11 protein-coding genes and 1 riboswitch are annotated in these 18,342 nt (G+C 67.7%); of the genes, 8 read left to right on the plus strand and 3 right to left on the minus strand.

Features of this window, described 5'->3' with window-relative positions; genetic code table 11:
- Nucleotides 1-158 precede the first annotated feature (158 nt).
- The gene (stpK7, locus tag CKW28_RS03740) at nucleotides 159-1,925 is read left to right on the plus strand and encodes a serine/threonine protein kinase StpK7 (protein WP_003926389.1); all 1,767 of its coding nucleotides are present in this window, start codon (nucleotides 159-161) and stop codon (nucleotides 1,923-1,925) included.
- A gap of 61 nt (nucleotides 1,926-1,986) precedes the next feature.
- On the plus strand, nucleotides 1,987-3,111 hold the full coding sequence (locus CKW28_RS03745; protein WP_003926388.1) for a YVTN family beta-propeller repeat protein: 1,125 nt from the start codon (nucleotides 1,987-1,989) through the stop codon (nucleotides 3,109-3,111).
- On the opposite strand, the gene CKW28_RS03750 is transcribed toward CKW28_RS03745, so the two are convergent.
- The gene (locus tag CKW28_RS03750) at nucleotides 3,112-4,554 is read right to left on the minus strand and encodes a carotenoid oxygenase family protein (protein ID WP_003926387.1); all 1,443 of its coding nucleotides are present in this window, start codon (nucleotides 4,552-4,554) and stop codon (nucleotides 3,112-3,114) included.
- Between the two features lie 70 nt (nucleotides 4,555-4,624).
- Here CKW28_RS03750 and CKW28_RS03755 point away from each other — a divergent pair, with 70 nt between their 5' ends.
- Genes CKW28_RS03755 through CKW28_RS03765 form a run of 3 tightly spaced genes read left to right on the plus strand, consistent with a single transcriptional unit; the run spans nucleotide 4,625 to nucleotide 7,055 of the window.
- Entirely contained in the window at nucleotides 4,625-5,287 is a 663-nt protein-coding gene (locus CKW28_RS03755; protein ID WP_003926386.1) for a TetR/AcrR family transcriptional regulator, read from the plus strand.
- Between the two features lie 19 nt (nucleotides 5,288-5,306).
- Nucleotides 5,307-6,710, plus strand: a complete 1,404-nt coding sequence (locus CKW28_RS03760) for a cytochrome P450 (protein WP_003926385.1) — start codon at nucleotides 5,307-5,309, stop codon at nucleotides 6,708-6,710.
- A gap of 9 nt (nucleotides 6,711-6,719) precedes the next feature.
- Complete coding sequence (locus tag CKW28_RS03765) at nucleotides 6,720-7,055, plus strand: alpha/beta fold hydrolase (RefSeq protein WP_234784994.1); 336 nt, start codon at nucleotides 6,720-6,722, stop codon at nucleotides 7,053-7,055.
- Here the strand turns inward: CKW28_RS03765 and sodC are convergent.
- The gene (gene sodC, locus CKW28_RS03770; RefSeq protein ID WP_003926383.1) at nucleotides 6,994-7,878 is read right to left on the minus strand and encodes a superoxide dismutase[Cu-Zn]; all 885 of its coding nucleotides are present in this window, start codon (nucleotides 7,876-7,878) and stop codon (nucleotides 6,994-6,996) included. The genes CKW28_RS03765 and sodC overlap by 62 nt on opposite strands.
- 28 nt (nucleotides 7,879-7,906) lie before the next feature.
- Complete coding sequence (locus CKW28_RS03775) at nucleotides 7,907-8,755, minus strand: hypothetical protein (RefSeq protein WP_003926382.1); 849 nt, start codon at nucleotides 8,753-8,755, stop codon at nucleotides 7,907-7,909.
- 145 nt (nucleotides 8,756-8,900) lie between these two features.
- Nucleotides 8,901-9,012, plus strand: a riboswitch (SAM riboswitch).
- Between the two features lie 31 nt (nucleotides 9,013-9,043).
- Here CKW28_RS03775 and CKW28_RS03780 point away from each other — a divergent pair.
- The 3 genes from CKW28_RS03780 to proA all read left to right on the plus strand — a co-directional run bounded on the left by CKW28_RS03780 (nucleotide 9,044) and on the right by proA (nucleotide 18,289).
- The gene (locus CKW28_RS03780; protein ID WP_050811993.1) at nucleotides 9,044-10,510 is read left to right on the plus strand and encodes an ADP-ribosylglycohydrolase family protein; all 1,467 of its coding nucleotides are present in this window, start codon (nucleotides 9,044-9,046) and stop codon (nucleotides 10,508-10,510) included.
- 165 nt (nucleotides 10,511-10,675) lie between these two features.
- Entirely contained in the window at nucleotides 10,676-11,368 is a 693-nt protein-coding gene (locus CKW28_RS03785; protein ID WP_003926380.1) for a metallophosphoesterase family protein, read from the plus strand.
- 522 nt (nucleotides 11,369-11,890) lie between these two features.
- Complete coding sequence (gene proA, locus CKW28_RS03790) at nucleotides 11,891-18,289, plus strand: anti-phage protein ProA (protein WP_003926379.1); 6,399 nt, start codon at nucleotides 11,891-11,893, stop codon at nucleotides 18,287-18,289.
- Nucleotides 18,290-18,342: the final 53 nt, after the last annotated feature.

Here is an 18,342-nt window from a genome sequence, read left to right on the forward strand (position 1 = left end):
GGTACACCGACCGTACGCGTCCGGGCCGGTTTCGTCTCCGCACTGGCCTCCGTGCCGGACCGCCGGACAGCGATATCGACATTCGCCGCGACGGCATCGGCAAAGGTGAGGTAGCTTCAGTCGACACACCTGACAGGCCGCTGCCGAGGAGTTTGCCGGTGGAAGCGACGCCGTTCGGGCACTATCAGCTACAGGAGCTGATCGGCCGAGGCGGAATGGGCGAGGTCTACCGCGCCTACGACACCCGTACCGACCGCGTCGTCGCGTTGAAGGTGCTGCCCGTGCACCTGGCCCAGGACGAGACATATCAGCAGCGGTTCCGCCGCGAATCGCAGGCCGTTGCCGGTCTCAACGATCCGCATGTGGTGCCGATCCACGGGTTCGGCGAGATCGACGGCCGGCTGTACCTGGACATGCGGCTGATCGAGGGCCGCAACCTCGGCACCGTCCTGAACAACAAGGAGCCGCTGGATCCGCGGTTCGCGGTCTCGGTGGTCGAGCAGGTCGCCCAGGCGCTCGACTCCGCGCACGAGGCCGGGCTGGTGCACCGCGACATCAAACCGTCGAACATCCTGATCACCGACCGTGACTTCGTGTACCTGATCGACTTCGGCCTGGCCCGCACCGCCGGGTCCGCGGGGTTGACCACCGCGGGCAGCACGCTGGGCACGCTGGCCTACATGGCGCCCGAGCGGTTCGAGAACGGCGACGTCGACCGGCACGCCGACATCTACGCGCTGACCTGCGTGCTCTACGAATGCCTGACCGGCAAGCGGCCGTATCCCGGCGACACCTACGAGCAGCAGATCGCCGGACACATGGTGGCGCCGGCCCCGCGGCCCTCGGACACCGATCCGCGGCTGGCCGCGTTCGACGAGGTGATCGCGCGCGGGATGGCGAAGAAGCCCGGCAAGCGGTATCCGACGGCCACGGAGCTGGCGGCGGCGGCCCGGCGGGCGCTGGCCCGGCCGGTGCCCTCCGCGACCGGTTCGGGGCGGCACCACCGCCGGCCGGCCCGCGAGCGCAAGCGCCCGGTGCCGGTGCTGGCGGCCGCCGGGGTGGTGGCGCTCGCCGGGGTGATCGCCCTGGGCGCGTGGATCTTTCGCGGTGGCGGGGATGATCCGGCCCCAGTGGCGGCCGATGTCCCCGAGGGCGTGGTCGCAGAGATCGCGCAGACGGTTCCCGCCGACATCCGCGACGGCGGCCGGCTGATCGTCGGCGTCAACGTGCCGTACAAACCCAACGAGTTCAAGAACGCGGCGGGGGAGATCGTCGGCTTCGACGTCGACCTGATGAACGCCGTCGCCCGGACGCTGGGGCTGGCGCCGGAGTACCGGGAGCTTCCGTTCGAGGCGATCCTGCCGTCGGTGCGGGCCGGCGATGTGCACGTCGGGATGGCCTCGCTCACCGTCACCCCGGAACGCAGCGCCGGTGCGGACTTCGTCACCTATTTCCAGGCCGGCACGTTGTGGGCGCAACCCGCGGGCGGCGCCGTGAACCCGGCGGACGCGTGCGGGCTGCGGGTCGGCGTCGCCTACGCCACCATCCAGGAATCCGACGAGGTGCCGTTCAAGAGCGAAATCTGCACCGCCGCAGGTAAACCCCCGATCGACAAGGTGGTGTACGTCAGCCAGGACGATCTGACCGAGGCGCTGATGAACGGTGAGATCGACGCGATGTCCGCCGACTCGCCGGTGACCGGGTTCGCGGTCAAGACCTCCGGCGGCGCGCTGCAGGAGGCGGGCGAGATCTTCAGCCCGGCACCGTACGGATGGCCGGTGACCAGGGGCTCGCCGCTGGCCGAGTCGCTGCGGCAGGCGCTGGAGCATCTGATCGCCACCGGCGAGTACCGCACCATCGCCACCATGTGGGGGGTGGAGAAGGGCATGATCGACCGGCCCGAGATCAACGCCGCGGCCGGCTGACGACCGCGGGCGAATCGTCGAACCCGGGCCGGGGCCCACCCGCCGGGAGTACGGTCGAACGATGTCACCGGTGACCGCAGCGCGCCGGGGTGTCCGGTTTGCCGCCGCCCTGTCTTCGGTGTTGCTGGTCGCACTGACGGCGGGCTGCTCGAGCGGGGAACCGGACGGACAAGCACCGACCGGCCAGGAGCCGTCGCCGCAGCCGTCGGCGGTGACCGGATCGGTGTGGGTGGCCGACGAATCCGGCAACAGCCTCACGGTCCTGGACGCGGAGAGCAGCACCGTCGCGACCACGCTGACCGGAATCGGCGGGCCGCACAACGTCCAGGTCGGCCGGGACGCGATGACGGTGTACGCGACCAGCAGCGCCGACATGGTCGTCGCGATCGACGCCGAGACCTACCGGATCACCGCGACCGCCCCGACCGGTCCGCACCCGGCGCATGTGATCGAGACGCCCGACGACAAGGTCTACGTGACCAACGCCGGTGACGGCACGGTGTCGGTGTTCCGGAGCCGGAGCCTGGAACCGGTCGGCCGGATCGAGGTGGGCGGCATGCCGCACGGTCTGCGGGCGTCCACCGACGGTTCGGTGATCGTGGTCGCCAACCACGGAAGCGGCGCGCTGGATGTGCTCGACGCCCGAAGTGACCGGCTGGATTTCTCGGTCCCGGTGGGTGAGGGTCCGGCGCAGGTCGCGGTCAGCGCGGACGGACGCTACGCCTATACCGGCATCACCGAACCGGCGGAGGTCATCAAGGTGGACCTCACCGCGCGGGAGGTGGTCGGAAGCGTGGCGGTGTCCGCCCCACCGGCGCAGGTGTCTCTCACGCCAGACGATGCGACGGTGGTGTCGGCCGATCAGGGCACGGCGGACGCGCCGGGGAACGCGGTGTCGCTGATCGACACCGCGCGGATGACGGTGCGCGCCACGGTCGAGACCGGCGCGGGTCCGCACGGGGTGGTGGTCGATCCCGCCGGAACCTTCGCCTGGGTCACCAACAGCGGCGACAACAGCCTGTCCGCCGTCGACCTCGCCGACCGGTCGGTCTCGGCCACGGTTCCGGTCGGCGAGCGCCCCAGCGGCGTCAGCTACTCACCGCGCCCGCCCGCGCCCGGTGCGTCCACCGTCGAACTGGACCTGCCCGCCGCCGGTGCGGGCGACGGGCATCCGGGCCACTCCTGATCAGCCGTCGCTCGGCACCCAGTTGCCGTGGAAACCGGCCGGCACCCGGTGCGGCAACCTGATACGGGCGACGTCCTCGAGGGTCTGCGCGTCGAGGATGGCCAGCTCGCTGCGGTCGGTGGTGCGGTCGTAGACATAGCCCATCACCACCCCGTCGTCCTCGGCCGCGTCGGCGGAGGACGGCTGAAAGACGAACTCGCCCAACTCGTGATACGGCTCGAACACCCGGCTCTGGGTGTTGCCGCCGACGAAATCGTGTTTGAGCAACACATTTCCGCCCGAGGTGCCCTCGCCCACCGTCGGCGCGTAACCGTAGCGGTGCCGCCTGCCGACCAGGCGTTCGTCGACGCGGGGGAACTCCTGGCCGCGGTCGTCGATCCGGGATTCCCGGACCTTGCCGTCGGCGAGGTCGACGGTCCACCGGTCCAGGGTGGGCGGGCCCTCGTTCGGCCCGAGGTTGTCGGTGTCGAACATCTTCGGATGCCGGATCACGTCGAGGACGATGGTGTCGCCGTCGTCGTAGGCGTTCATCGGGTGGAACACGTAGCACGGTTCCACGTCGAACCAGCGCACGTCCTTGTTGGAGCCGTCGCGCGGCATCACCCCGATGCGGGCCGGGTAACGCGGATTCCACGAATACGGGAAGCGCCGGTCGGAGCTGTTGCCGCGGGGCTGCCGCGCGGCGATCGGGTCCGGTACCCGCACCCGGCCGATCAGCGCCGACAGCACCAGCCGCGCCGGCAGCCGCAGCCCGCGGGGCACCGTCATCGAAACCGCCTGCCGCGCATCGAAGGTCACCGGTAGGTCGTAGAGCACGATGTGGCGTTCGGTCAGCGAGAAGTCGTGCATCATCGGGCTGCCGGTCACCTCGATGTCCACGGTGCGCCGGGCCCGGCCGTCGGTGCCGATCACCGAGTACTGCACGGTGTTGCCGCGGTACATGCTGTAGGACACCGCATGGAGCTCACCGGTTTCCGGGTCCCGTTTCGGATGTGCGGTGTAGCCGCCGGTGAGCGTGCCGTCGAAATCGCACGGTCCGACGGTGTCGAGCTCCTCGGTCAGCTCGTAATTGGTCACCCCGGACTCGACCAGGGCGATCGTCTTTCCGGCGTGGCCGATCACGTTGGTGTTGGCGCCGATTCCCGATACCGAGCACTCCTCGGACGGCGGACGTTCGCCCAGGGCGCGGGCGGTCAGCGGTCCGCGCACCCACCGGTTGCGGTACCACTCGGCGCGGCCGTCCCGCAGCCGGATGCCGTGCACCATGCCGTCGCCGACGAACCAGTGGTAGAGCTCCGGGTCGATCTCGCCGACCGGGTTCGGTCCGTTGCGCAGGTATCGCCCGTCCAGGTAGTCGGGGATCGTCCCGGTCACCTCGAGGTCGGTGAGCGTGTACTCCTCGGTCAGCGGGGCGAACGCCCCGGTCAGATAACGGTTACTCACGGTTCTCCCCTTATAACGCTGTTATAGCTGATGGGAACCTGTATAACAGCGTTATGGCAGAATCGCAAGGGTGACTGCGGACGACATTCGGGAGAAACTGGTCGACGCCGGGGTGCGGCTGCTGGAGCGGGACGGGGTGCAGGCGCTGAGCGCCCGGAACCTGGCGGCCGAGGCCGGCACGTCGACGATGGCGGTCTACACCCGCTTCGGCGGGATGCCCGGTGTGCTCGAGGCGGTGGCGGGGGAGATCTTCGCCCGGTTCGCCGACGCGCTGACCCAGATCCCGCAGACCGGCGATCCGGTGGCTGATTTCCTTCTGATGGGCGCCGCCTACCGCGAGTACGCGCTGACCCACCCGCAGCGCTATCTGCTGATGTTCGGCACCGCGACACCGGCGTCGATCGCCGGATCCCGCGCCGACCTCACCGCCACCGGTGAGGTGAGCGACCGCACCGAATGGGCCGCGTCCTTCGAGGCGCTGCGCACCATGGTGCGGCGGATGATCGCCGCCGGCCGGATCCGCGACGACGGCGAGGCCGCGATCGCCGGCCGGCTGTGGAGCCTCATCCACGGCGAGGTGATGCTCGAGCTGGCCGGGTTCTTCGGCGCCGAGGGGCACGGCCTGACGAAGATCCTCACCCCGATGACCGTCGACATGCTGGTCGGGCTCGGCGATGACCGCGCCCGGGTCGAGGCGTCGTTGACCACCGCGGCCGAGGCGCACGGGCGCTGATGCTCGTAGGCTGGGGGAGATGAGCCCCTCGGCGCTGCCTCCCGGGCCGCGACTGCCGGCCCCGGTGCAGGCCTGGCTCATGCTGCGGCACGGGAAGTGGTTCATCGCGGCCTGTCAGCGCCGCTACGGTCCGGTGTTCACCCTGCGCATCACCTCGATGGGCACCCTGGTCTATCTGACCGATCCCGCCGACATCAAGGCCGTGTTCACCGGTGATCCGGACACTTTCCATGCCGGCGAGGCGAATTCGATGCTGAGCGGAATCCTCGGCGAGACCTCGGTCCTGGTGATCGACGGGGACCTGCACCGCCGGAGGCGCCGGCTGATGCTGCCGTCGTTCCACCGCGACGCGGTGACGCGGCAGGCCGACGCGATGGCCGAGATCGCCGCGGCCGACATCGCCGGCTGGCCGGTGGGAACCACGTTCGCCGCCGCACCCAGGATGTCGCAGATCACCCTGGAGGTGATCCTGCGCGTCGTCATCGGCGCCGGCGATCCGGGTCGACTGGCCGCGCTGCGCACGGTGTTGCCGCGGCTGATCGACATCGGTCCGTGGCTGTCGCTCGCGGTGGCGAGCCCCCACCTGCAGCGCCACCGGCCGTGGCAACGGCTGCAGCGCAACCTCGCCGACGCGGACCGGCTGCTCTACGCCGAGATCGCCGAGCGCCGTGCCGATCCCGAGTTGGACACGCGCACCGACACATTGGCGATGCTGGTGCGGTCGGCCGACGACGACGGCCAGGCCATGAGCGACCGCGAACTGCGCGATCAGCTGATGACCCTGCTGCTGGCCGGGCACGACACCACCGCCACCGCGCTGTCCTGGGCGCTGGAACGGTTGACCCGGCATCCGATGCTGCTGGCCGAGGCGGAGCAGGCCGCCGAGGCCAGTGCCGCCGGTGATCCGGCCGGCGACGAGTACCTGGACGCGGTGTGCAGGGAGACGCTGCGGAACCGCACCGTCGTGTTCGACGTCGGCCGGGTGCTGAAACGGCCGGTGGAGCTGGCCGGTCACCGGCTGCCCGCCGGTGTCATGGTGGTGCCGGGCATGGTGCGGGTGCACGCCGACGGCGAGCTGTATCCGGACCCCGAGCGGTTCGACCCGCACCGCATGCTGGGGGAGACCCCGGGTCAGCCGGCGCTGACGCCGACGACCTGGTTTCCGTTCGGCGGCGGCAACCGTCGCTGCCTGGGCGCCACCTTCGCGATGGTCGAGATGCGGGTGGTGCTGCGCGAGATCCTGCGCCGGGTGGAGTTGGAGACCACGTCGGCGCGCGGAGAACGGCCCCGTCTCAAACACGTCGTGTTCGTCCCGCGCCGGGGCGCGCGGATCCGGGTCCGGGCACACCGGAAGCCGGTGGCGGACAATACCGTTGACGATGCAGCGGGCCCGGTGCCGTCGCCGGTGCCACCTCGCCGCTGACCTGCCATGGTGAACGATTTTCCGGAGACCAGATACGCGCGGGACGGTGATGTCCACCTGGCGTATCAGGTGGTCGGCGAGCAGGGGCCCGATCTGCTGTTCATGCCGACCGCGACCTTCCCGATCGATCTGCTCGGGGTGGGCAGCTCGGACGCGGTGCCGATCAACGGCGGACCCGCCATGCAGTCCTGGACCGACGGGCTCGCCGCCGTGTTGGACGCCGTCGGCAGCGAATCGGCCACCGTCCCGGCGATGTCGGAGTCGGCGCTGCCGGACATGCTGCTCAGCCCGGACCCTCACCCTCCGGCACGGTCGTGGTCACCGTCGTCGTGGGCGGTGTGGTGACCGTCGTCTCGGCGGTCGTGGTGGTGGTCTGCGGTGATTCGGTCGTCGCCGGCGGTCCGGTGGTGCCCGGCGGCTCGGTGGCGGGAGGAGCGGTGCCCGCGGGCGGGCCGCCCGGCGCCGTCTCGGTGATCGTGGTGGTCTCGGTGGTCGGGGTGGCCTGTGCGCTCGCCGCGGCGAGCGCACCGCAGGCGATGCGGCTGCCGGCGTCGCCGGTGGCCAGCGTCTCGGCGTCGGGGCCGGGTGCGCCGTTGACGGTGTACCGCGGCGGGATGTTGGCAAAGTTGTCCGGCCGTTCGTGCAGCATCAGCGCCGACCCCTGCGACCCCCGCAGATCCTCGATGGTCAGCGAGTCGGTCGTCGCGACCAGCCGCGCTGACCCGTCGGAACGGACCTCGAGAGGGGTCAGATCGCCGGTGCCGGGGTGAGGGGTGTCGCCGCGCATGTGCAGATGACCGCCGGCGGACAGGAAGTCACCGGGCTCGCCGCCGCCGGGTGCGACGGAGTTGGCTTCACACTTGCCGATCTCGTGGATGTGCAGGCCGTGGAAGCCGGGGGAGAGGATGCCGGACTCGGTGGTCTCGACGGTGATCGTGGCGTAGCCGTCGGTGAATTCGATGTCGGCGTCGGCGACCGTCCGACCGTCCGGTGTCTTCAGTTCGGTGCTGATCGTCTCGCCGCGGGGCGCGGGACTGGTCGTGGTGGGGGATGTGGTGTCCTCGGCGGACTGCCCGTCCTGCTGGCAGCCGGTCAGGAGGGCGAGTGCGACGGGAGCGGCCAGGGCGGCGGCGATTGCCGGTCTGGGTACCTGTTTGGGGTTCGTCATGGCGGTGAAGTACCCGGACCGCCTCGATTCAATCGATCGAGTCGGCGCGGCGGTGCGCTTGGATCGTCGCCTGCAGTTCCTGGAAGGCCGCGACCCGGGATCGCACCAGGTCGGTGGCTTCCGACGGCTCGCGCTGCGACGCCGCTCTGGTGCCGGTGAGCAGGGCGGTGATGCGGACGCGCAGCTGGTCGCGGCGGTGTTCGACGGCGTCCTGTTCGCGCTGTTGGGCAAGGGCCCGGTCGACGGCTTCGGCCTGGTTCGCGCAGTCGTGCAGCACCTGCAGCCGTTCGGCGACGGCGGCCTTGAGCTCGCCGATGCTGCGTTGGGCGTCGACGATCAGATCGGCGTCGACCGGCATGGGGTCGGGCAGTGCCGCCCATTCGTCGCAGGCCTTGCGCAGCTCGGTGATCCTGCGCTGGGCCGCGGCGATCATCTCGGTGTCGGCTCCGAAGTCCAGGTCGCCCAGCCACCCGTGTTGTGCGGCCTCGGTGTGCAGGATCCGGTCGATCAGCGTTTCGGCTTCGTCGAGCGCGGCCACGCCGTCGGGCCCGAACTCGTCGAGGCGCCGCCGGGCGGCGTCGCGCCGTTGTTCGAGCGTGGCGCGTTCGCGCTGCGGGCGGGTGCGGTCGCGGACCCGTACGACCAGGTAGGCGCCCACCCAGGCGCCGATGGGCAGCAGCGGCCAACCGTCGCCGACGGTGAACCCCAGCGTGATCGCGACGCCGAGGGCGAGCATCCCGAGTACCACCAGCGTCGTGGTCGCGGCGTCGGACAACCGCCGGTCGGTGGGGGCGTCGCGCGGTCCGCCCCGGGTGACCACGGCGACCGCGGTGACCAGGACCAGCAGGATGACTGCCAGCAGGACTGCCCGAATCATGTGACTGGGCGCTCTCTCCATCGACGTACCGGTTCGATACGTCGATGGTAGTCACGCGGAGGTGGGCGCGCTTCTCTCAAGCGGTTCGCAATCGGTGGTGCAAACCAGCAAATTTTGTCGCCCTCCTGATCTAGACTCAGGAGAGCTTCATGAGACACCGCCGCAAAGCTCCGACTGGGCGGTGCGCCAACCCCACGCTCGTGGGTGGCTCGGATGACGAAGCGACCGTCGCCAACCGGTGTCGGTAAGAGCGCCCCCGATGCGGGGTTTCGAGGTTCTGGGGAGTCGATGAGCGCACCTTGGCTGAAATTGTCTGCTGCGCAGCGTGATCGGGCTGTCGGCGTGCTTCTGGCGACCGCTGCCGGTGATGCGCTGGGCGCTGGATACGAGTTCGATCCGCCGATGGGGGATGACGAACCCGTCGGCATGATCGGCGGCGGGTTGGGACCGTTCGCGCCCGGTGAGTGGACGGACGACACCGCCATGGCGTTGGCCATCGCCGAAATCGCCGCCACTGGAGTTGATCTGCGCGATGACAGCGTCCAAGATCACATCGTCGAGCGCTGGTATGAGTGGGCGCGCACCGCCAAGGACGTCGGCAATCAGACCAGTGCGGTGCTGAGCGCGGTGGGGCGACGAGGCATCTCGGCACGTGCAGCGCGCGAGGAGTCCGCGGTATGGCACGAATCGGCGGGGCGGAGCGGCGGGAACGGCTCGCTGATGCGCACCGCGCCGGTGGCGTTGGCGCATCTCGATGACGAGGATGCGCTGGCCGACGCGGCGCGGGCGATCAGCGAGCTGACGCATTTCGACCCGGAAGCCGGCGACGCCTGTGTGATGTGGTGCCTGGCGATCCGTCATGCGGTGCTGACCGGCGGGTTCGACGTCCGGATCGGACTGGACCACATCGACGGCTCGCGGCGTGATCTGTGGGCGGCCCGCCTCGAGGAGGCGGAATCGTCGCGTCCGGAGGCGTTCGCCGGAAAGAACGGCTGGGTGGTCGCCGCGTTGCAGGGGGCGTGGTCGTCGATTGTCACCACCCCGATTCCGGTCGATGATCCGGCGGCGGGGCTGTTCCGGGCCGATCATCTGCGGTTGGCGCTGGAGGCGGCGGTTCGCGGTGGTGGGGACACCGATACGGTGGCGGCGATCGCCGGCGGGCTGCTCGGCGCGGTGCACGGGGCCTCGGCGGTACCGGCGCAGTGGCGGCTGCTGCTGACCGGATGGCCCGGGCTGAACACCCGCGGTCTAGTGCAGTTGGCGACCGATATCGTCAGCGGCGGGCAAGCGGAGTCGTTCGATCAGGCCTACGGCGCATACCCGGAATCAGCACTGGCGGTGCGCCATCCGCATGACGTCGACATCTGGATCGGTAATGCGGCCGCGCTGCACCGGCTCCCCGACGGAGTCGACGCGGTGGTGTCGTTGTGCCGGGTGGCCGATGAGCACATACCCGACGGCGCCACCCATCTCGATGTCCGGCTGATCGACCGCGTCGGCGACAACGCGAACCTGGACTTCGTGCTCCTCGACACCGTGCGGGCGGTCGAACAGCTGCGGGCGGAGAACCGGACGGTGTATCTGCACTGCGTGCACGCGTACAGTCGCACACCGACGATCGCCGCGCTCTACGGCGCCCGTCGGCAGGGTATCGGCATCGAGCGGGCGCTCGACGAGGTGTGCGCGGTGTTGTCCGGCGCGAATCCGAATCCCGAGTTCCGGGATGCGTTGCGGCGGTTGCATTCGGGCGATTAGCGACCGGGAAGCCCGCTGTTGACGGTGATGTCGGCGAGCGGCGTCGGACCTGGTGAGCATGAAGACAACCGCCTTGGGAACGAGCACTGGTGGAGGAACCGGTGGAAGCATTCGGTGGCCGGGCGCCCGACACCGACGACGAATGGCGAGACAGGGGGAGCGCGGATGATTGATGCCGCGGTGCGGGGCTGCCACATCATCGAGTGGCCACCGGACAGTGGGAAATACCTGCGGGCCAACGGCGATCCGGACAATCCGTGGTCGGAGAAGAACACCAGGCAACATCGGGAGGTCCTCGATCAGGTCACCGGTGCGGACCGCGGCCGGTTTCTGGACTGGTTCGCCACTCTGCCGCTGTGGCTGGATCTGGGCGATCTGCGGGTCATCCACGCCTGCTGGCACGAGCCGTCGATCTCGGTCGTACAACAGCGGTGCGGGACGAGCACGCCGTTCGGTGAGTTGTCCCACCTGGTCGACGCCATCACCGAGGGCGACCCGCTGCACCACGCGGTCGAGACCCTGTTGACGGGTCCGGAGAACCTCGTCGAACATGGGCAGCCCGAATACCGCGACAAATACGTATTCCGCGGGACAACGCGCGGGTGGGGTGGTGGAACAGTGGCGCGCAGACGTTGCGTGACATCGCAGAGATGGGGGGAACTTCACCACCGTCTGCGGGCAGCCGTATCCGGAGCTACCAGAACTGGAACTGGGCGGTGCCGAGAATTCCGCCAAGATGGCGGTGTCTACGTGACGGTGGGCGGATATGTGCTGACGCATCGCAGTACGGTCTGTGTCTTCGAGCAACCGCCCACACTGACATCACAGCCAGATGCCGAGCTGGCGGAGGCGGAATGAACGCAGAGCAGGGCTGGATCGCCGGTCCCCAGCCCCCGAGACTGCAGCGGCACCGTTCGTACGCCTCATATCGGCTCCAACAGATCGACGAGCGGGAACGAGCCCGCATCCGAGACGCCGAGCGACAGGCTCTGCGCGGACCGCACTGAGCGGCGTCCAGGGCGGGACCGCCCGAGAGGCGAACGCATGGCAGACGGTATCGCTGAGTTCGGGTTGGCCCCGCGGGGCCGGCAGGCTTCCGGTGAGTGGACCCCTCACCGCATCGGGTGCGTTCCGGGGCCGGGCTCCCAAGTGTTTGCCAGACGGGCGCGACAGTCGGTCGGTGCCGGTGAACAGCGACAACCGAACCCGACGGCAGCAAACGAGAAGGCAGGTCCGCCGATGGTGACGATTCGACCTTCAGGGCGCTCAGTGGGGTCCGTATGACGATCGTTACACTTTGTCGGTGCTGTGGCCTATCGTCGGCCGTGGCACGCAGCGAAATGTGCTGAACGCGTGCCCGCTCTGATTGAGGGGGGAGACATGTCCGTCGACGGCGACGACTTCCACTCGACCGTCGGTGAGGCTCTCGGTATCCTCATCGAGGGTCTGAGTCCGTTCGTCGAACAGGTATTTTCCGGCGTCTTGCCGTCCGGCTCGGAGTGGGTCGACATCCTGCGGAAGAAGGATTCGGCAACCGGCCGGCGAACCGACAAATACCGGAGTCGAGATCTTTCGCTGATGTTGCGGGCGATGACCGAGCGGCTCGGCGATCTGGGGTACCCGTTCAGCGGTCGTCTGTCACGTCAGGCGCAGGCGTGCGCCAGCGAACTGCGCGAGGTGCGGAACCGCTGGGCACACAACGAAGCGTTCACGGCTCAGGAGGCCTACCGAGCGATCGACTCGGCTGAACTGTTGCTGCGGTCGATCGGGCGGAACAGCGAAGCCGATCGGATCGCGTTACTGAAGCCACCACCCACGGTGCCGGCCGCAGGCACCCGATCGTTACCACCTTCCGAGGTTGCGCCGAGGTCGCAGTCAGCTTCTCCAGGGGCTGGCGGCGGGCCGCGCATCGAGATCCACGCCGTCCCGGACCTCAGCTACGCGATGGCGCATTGCCGCATCCCGGTGATCGACCACATCACCGTCGAGAACACAGGTGCGGATGTTCGTGGCGCCAAAGTCGAGGTCGACGTCGTCAGCGCCGACGGGTCGCACGGCGGCCCGCGGGAGGTGTTCGTGGATCTCTCGGCTGAGAAACCCACGATCCTGCGCACCGTCGATCTGCAGCTGGATCCGGCGTCCATGTTGAGTGTGGAGGATCAACGCCCCGGTGCGATCCGGGTGGTGCTGCGCACCGCGGCGGGTGAACGCCTTGCCGAGGCGACTCAGGAAGTCAACATTCTGGCCGCCAATCAATGGAAAGCCACACCTTTGCAGCTCGCCATGGAGATGCTGGCGGCCCATGTGCAGCCGAACTCACCGGCAATCGCCGAGTTGATGACCGATGTGTCCGACCGGTTGCACGCGTTGACGGGCAACTCCGCGATCGACGGCTACCAGAGTGAAAACCCCGAAAGGGTCGACGCGATCGCGGAAGCCGTGTTCGACGCGATGCGGGCGCGAGACATCCGATACGCCGAGCCGCCGGCGAGCTGGGGGACCGACGGGCAGAAGGTCCGCACGCCGGCCGACGTGCTGGAAGGCCGGCTGGGCACCTGTCTCGACACCACGTTGACGATGGCGGCAGCCCTGGAACAGGCTGGTATCAACTCCACGATCTGGGTGCTGAACGGCCACGCTTTCCTGGGATACTGGCGCACTGATTCGGCGCTCAGCATGGTGTCGAGCACTGAGGTTCTCGACGTCGTCAATCAAGTCGACCTCGGCAATATCCGGCTGGTCGAGACCACGATGGTCACCCAGGCCGACAACGGCCCGACCTTCGCAGACGCCACCACCGCGCCGCGCGTCCGGCACCTGTCCGGTGACCTCTCCAACATCCTCGGAGTCACCGATGTCCGGCAGGCGCGGCAGGCGCAGATCCATCCGCTGCCCAGCCGGACGGTCGACGCCGATGGAACCGTCGTCGTCACGCACTACCGACCCGGCGCCGGGCCGACCATCGCTCCCTACGTCGCGGGGGAGAAGGAACGGCGTGAGGCGACGGTGGAGGATGTCCCGCCGCGAATCACCCAGTGGAAGAACGCGCTGCTCGACCTGAGCTTGCGTAACAAGCTCATCAACTACACCGAACGTGCCGGCTATCGCATCGAGGTGCCCGGACCGGCGTTGGCGCGTCTGGAGGACGCGGTCAATGCCTCGACACCGATCAGTCTGTTGGCATCTGACGCGGTGAAGAGCGTCGATGCGGCGCGGGGCATTCGGTACGGACGCGACCTGCCCGAAAGTGAACGCGAACTGCTGCTGGCCGAGAAACGGCTCGCCTACATTGACATCACCGAGGCCTCCTACAAGGGCAAGCTGCGGTACCTGGCCTACAAGGCCAAGACCATCGTCGAGGAGACCGGTGCCAACAATCTCTACTTGGCGTTCGGCATGCTCAACTGGCGGTTCAACGACCGCGATCTGCGTTCGCCACTGGTGCTGGTGCCGGTCACGCTCAGCACAACCAACCGCGGTGAACGCTATGTGATCACCATCGATGAGGCTGGGATCTCAACTCCGAATTACTGCCTCATCGAGAAGTTGCGGATGGCATTCGGGTTGGAGATCCCGGAACTTGCCAATCCGGTCGAGGACGAGTCGGGTATCGATCTGGAAGAGGCTTTCAACGGAGTGCGGCGCGCGGTCGCCCGAGCGGAGTTGCCCTTCCGCGTCGAAGATTCCGTCCATTTGTCCATCCTGCATTTCGCGAAGTTCCCGCTGTGGAAAGACCTCGACGAGTCGTGGCGGGAGCTGTCCCAGAACAGCCTGGTCAAACATCTCATCGAGACGCCGGTGGAACCCTACGTCGATCCGGTGAGCGAGCCTCCTCAGGTTGATCTCGACGAACTGGGGTCCTCGGTGCCGGTGCCGGCGGACTCTTCTCAGTTGACCGCTGTCGCTGAGGCGGTCGCAGGGCGAACCTTCGTTCTCGAGGGACCGCCGGGAACCGGGAAGTCACAGACGATCACGAACTTGCTGGCGCACGCGATGGCCTCTGGTCGGCGGGTCCTGTTCGTCGCGGAAAAGCGTGCGGCCCTCGACGTCGTGAAGAAGCGTCTGGAAGAAGTCGGCCTCGGTGCGCTGTCGCTCGATCTGCACGACAAATCAGCGCGTCCCGCCGCTGTTCGCGCGCAGATCAAAGCGGCGTTGGACCTTCGGATCAGCCACGATGCGGAATTGCTGAAGACCAGCACCCACGCGGCCGAATCCAGTCGCAGAACTCTTGCCCGCTACGCCGAACGTCTGCATGAGCCCAACGCGGCGAACAAGTCGCTCTATACGGCACGCTCATCCGAACTGGCCACCGACCCGGATGTACCGACCCTGGACGTTCCCCGCGATCTCGTGGCGAACGGACCTCAGGAGACACTCGACAAGATCGCAGCCGTGCTGCGGACGCTTCCGGAGAAGGCCGACCTTGCGAGGCCGAGTGCTTCGCACCCCTGGGGGTTCATCGATGACCTGCCTGCGGACGGGTTGGATCCCCGGGCGATTCACGAAGCGGCGGTGGAGTTCGATCAGGCACTACAACAGATAGCCCGGACCCCAGTCGATTTCGACAGTGTCGCTCGGACGGTGGACCCAGTCGACCTCGACATCTGGGCCACGCTGGCGCCGATGCCGCGGTATCCGCTCGAAGCGCTCGACCAACTGCACCGAGCCGGGTGGACCCGCGACACGAACGGAATAGCGGCGCTACTCCAGGAGCTCGCGCAATCCCAGCCGGAGTGGAAGGCGACCGCCGGCCCGACAGCGATGGATCTGGATATCCCGGCTATCCACCACGACGCCCAAGCCGCCGACGAGTCGGGATTCTTTGGTCGCAAGAAGCGCCGGCGTGCGGTGCTGGCCCGGTTGACCGAGGTGCTGACCGTCGACCCGGCGTCCATAAAGCTGAAGACGCTGTCCCGGCTCACCGCGGATATGGCGGAATCGTTTGCAGCGGTGGAAGACCTGCGTTCACGAGTCACGGCTCTCCCGGTTCGGCTCGTCGATGAGCCGGTCAACCCGTTCATCCCCGAGCAGGTCGAACGGCTCGACACCCGGTTGGGGCAGCTGAAGTGGCTGGTACAGACGCTGTGCACTGATCCGGACCAGGAACCGGTGCGCGTGATGCGCCGCTACTATGCGAGCAGCGAGGCCGGAGTCGGAGCCGGTGAACTTCGGCGATTGACCACCGCGTGGCGTCATCTGGAGAAGGTCACCGCCGTGCCATTGGAGCGTCAGCACGCATGGGCCGGCGAGGATTCGTTCATTACCCGCTGGTGCGCGACCCGGAGTGCCCGTCGCGTGGAGAGCTCGGCGTCGATCGAGCGGTGGGTCGACCTGTTAGAGCACCTGGAGCCGTTACGGGCAGCAGGAATGGGGCAGGCGCGTCGCGCGCTGCTCACCGGCGAGGTATCCGCGGAGGACGCGAGCCTGGCATTCGACCGCGGTATCGCCGTCGCCTCGATCGACGAGCGGCTCGAGGCCAGCGCCCTGATGGACTTCGACCTCAACGCCCACACCAAGACCATTCAGCGCTTCGTCAAGAGCACCAAGGCTGTTCGTGACGAGCTGCGCCGCGCGATCCCGGCGAAGCTGTTGAACGAACGCAGGTTCGACGCGAACACCTCCAGCGGGCAGATTGGCGCGTTGCGCCGCCAGTTGGACCGTCGGCGCGGCGGCATGGGCGTGCGAGCGTTGATCGAGAACTTCGGCGAGCTGATCACGCAGATCCTGCCGTGCACGCTGATGAGTCCCGACTCGGTGGCGAGATTCTTTCCGGCAAAATCCGGATATTTCGACATCGTTGTGTTCGACGAGGCTTCGCAGATCCGCGTCGCGGATGCGGTCGGCGCGATGGGACGGGCCAAGTCAGTGGTCGTCGTCGGAGACAGCAAACAGATGCCGCCCACCAGCTTCGCCGAGGTCAGCGTCACGGTCGACGAGGACGAGGACCACAGCCCCGACGTGGTGATCGATGAGGAGTCGATCCTCAGCGAGTGCGTTCAGGCGAGGGTGCCTCGACAGTGGTTGTCCTGGCATTACCGAAGCCAGGACGAAGCGCTGATCGCGTTCAGCAACTACCACTACTACGACGGGCGACTGGCGTCCTTCCCGGCGCCGTTGCCGGCGAAAGGTTCACCTGGCGCCGGATACGGTCTCTCATTGGTACGGGTGGACGGACACTTCGAGCGGTCCAGACGAGGAAAGACGCTGCGCACTAACCGCGTCGAGGCGGAACGGATTGTCGAGGACATCCTGTATCGGTTCAGTGCCTCACCGGACCGCGCGCCGTCGCTGGGTGTGATCACGTTCAACGCTCAGCAGCGTGATCTGATCGAGAACCTGTTGCGCGATGCCGGCGACGACCGGGTCCTGCGGGCACTCGACGAACCGGATGGCCTGTTCGTCAAGAATCTCGAGAACGTGCAGGGCGATGAGCGGGACACCATTTTGTTCTCGGTCGCGTTCAGCGCTAACGACAAAGGTGTGGTGCCGCTGAATTTCGGACCGCTGTCACGGCCCGGCGGAGAACGGCGGTTGAATGTGGCGGTGACCCGCGCCCGTCGCGAGGTGGTGCTGTACGCCAGCTTCGATCCATCGGATCTGCGTGCCGAGGAGACCTCCCAGGTCGGTACCAAACACCTCAAGGCGTACTTGGAAATGGCCGCACAGGGCGTTGACACCGTCACCGAGGGCGGACGGCGTCAACCGGTCATCGACAGACACCGTGACGACATCGCGAACGCGTTGCGCGAAGCAGGATTACCGGTGTCGACCGACGTCGGCTTGTCTGATTTCCGGGTCGACATCGTCATCTCGGACCCCGAACAGCCCGATCAGCCGTTGGTCGCTGTCCTGTTGGACGGCACTGAGTGGTTCGGACGGAGAACAGTTGCCGACCGGGATGGTTTGCCGGTGGACGTTCTCGAAAGGCTCATGAAGTGGCCGGCAGTGGAGCGCGTGTGGCTGCCTGAATGGCTCGATCACCGCACAGAGACGATCAACCGACTGCGTGACGCCGTCGATGAGGCGAAAAGGGAACTCGCACGGCGGGAGGTTGTGCCGGATCCGGAATCCGAGCAGTTGGTGTCACCGCCGACGCAAGTGCTGAAAACGGACACAAGCACCGCCGCTGTGGTGGCTGACGGAAAGCGCAGACAATATGCGGCGCTGAAGTCCGCTCCCGCCGCGTCAGTGTCCACACAGCAACGGGAGCCGAAACGGCATCCGATGATTCAGCCGTTCCGAGAGTTCGTGCCGCGGAGGGCAGGCGATGTCGAGACGCTGGACAGGTCGAGGGAGGGCTGGGCGTCAACTCGGATCAAGGCTGTCATCGCCGAGGTGATCGACGCCGAAGGGCCCATTCATCAGGATCGGCTGGCGCGCTTGGTGGCCAAAGCGTTCGGATTGAGCCGGGTGAACGATGACCGTCGGCGTTCCATTCAGCGGCTGGTACCTGCCGAATATCGGCGTAAGACCGGGGAGAAGTTCTATTGGCCCAAGGACATCGACCCAGCTGCGTGGCGTGTCGTGCGGCAACCCGAGGGCGGCGCGAGTAGGCCACTCGAAGAAATCAGCCTGATCGAGATCGGCAACGCGATGTTGGTGGTCGCGGAGCAGTCGGGCGGTATCGGTTCCGATGAGCTCCTGCGCGAGGCACTCAATCTCCTTGGTGGAAAAAGGATCACGCAGTCGATTCGCAGTCGGTTGGATGCGGCATTGTCGAAGGCGGTCGAGCGAGGGTTGTTGCGTGAGTCAGAATCGGGACTCATTCACCGAGCGTGAAGGTTCGGTGAATCGCCCGTCCGGAGAAGGTGACGTGCCCTGGGTTCGCTGCT

The organism is Mycolicibacterium thermoresistibile, assembly GCF_900187065.1.
In the GTDB taxonomy this organism is placed as follows: Bacteria; Actinomycetota; Actinomycetes; order Mycobacteriales; family Mycobacteriaceae; genus Mycobacterium; species Mycobacterium thermoresistibile.

What these genes read in the sequence shown, in the direction of transcription:
- CKW28_RS03745 (WP_003926388.1), top strand. Translation starts at nt 1,987, where the DNA reads ATGTCACCGGTGACCGCAGCGCGCCGGGGTGTCCGGTTTGCCGCCGCC.
- CKW28_RS03760 (WP_003926385.1), top strand. Translation starts at nt 5,307, where the DNA reads ATGAGCCCCTCGGCGCTGCCTCCCGGGCCGCGACTGCCGGCCCCGGTG.
- sodC (WP_003926383.1), bottom strand. Translation starts at nt 7,878, where the DNA reads ATGACGAACCCCAAACAGGTACCCAGACCGGCAATCGCCGCCGCCCTG.
- CKW28_RS03775 (WP_003926382.1), bottom strand. Translation starts at nt 8,755, where the DNA reads ATGATTCGGGCAGTCCTGCTGGCAGTCATCCTGCTGGTCCTGGTCACC.
- CKW28_RS03780 (WP_050811993.1), top strand. Translation starts at nt 9,044, where the DNA reads ATGAGCGCACCTTGGCTGAAATTGTCTGCTGCGCAGCGTGATCGGGCT.
- CKW28_RS03785 (WP_003926380.1), top strand. Translation starts at nt 10,676, where the DNA reads ATGATTGATGCCGCGGTGCGGGGCTGCCACATCATCGAGTGGCCACCG.
- proA (WP_003926379.1), top strand. Translation starts at nt 11,891, where the DNA reads ATGTCCGTCGACGGCGACGACTTCCACTCGACCGTCGGTGAGGCTCTC.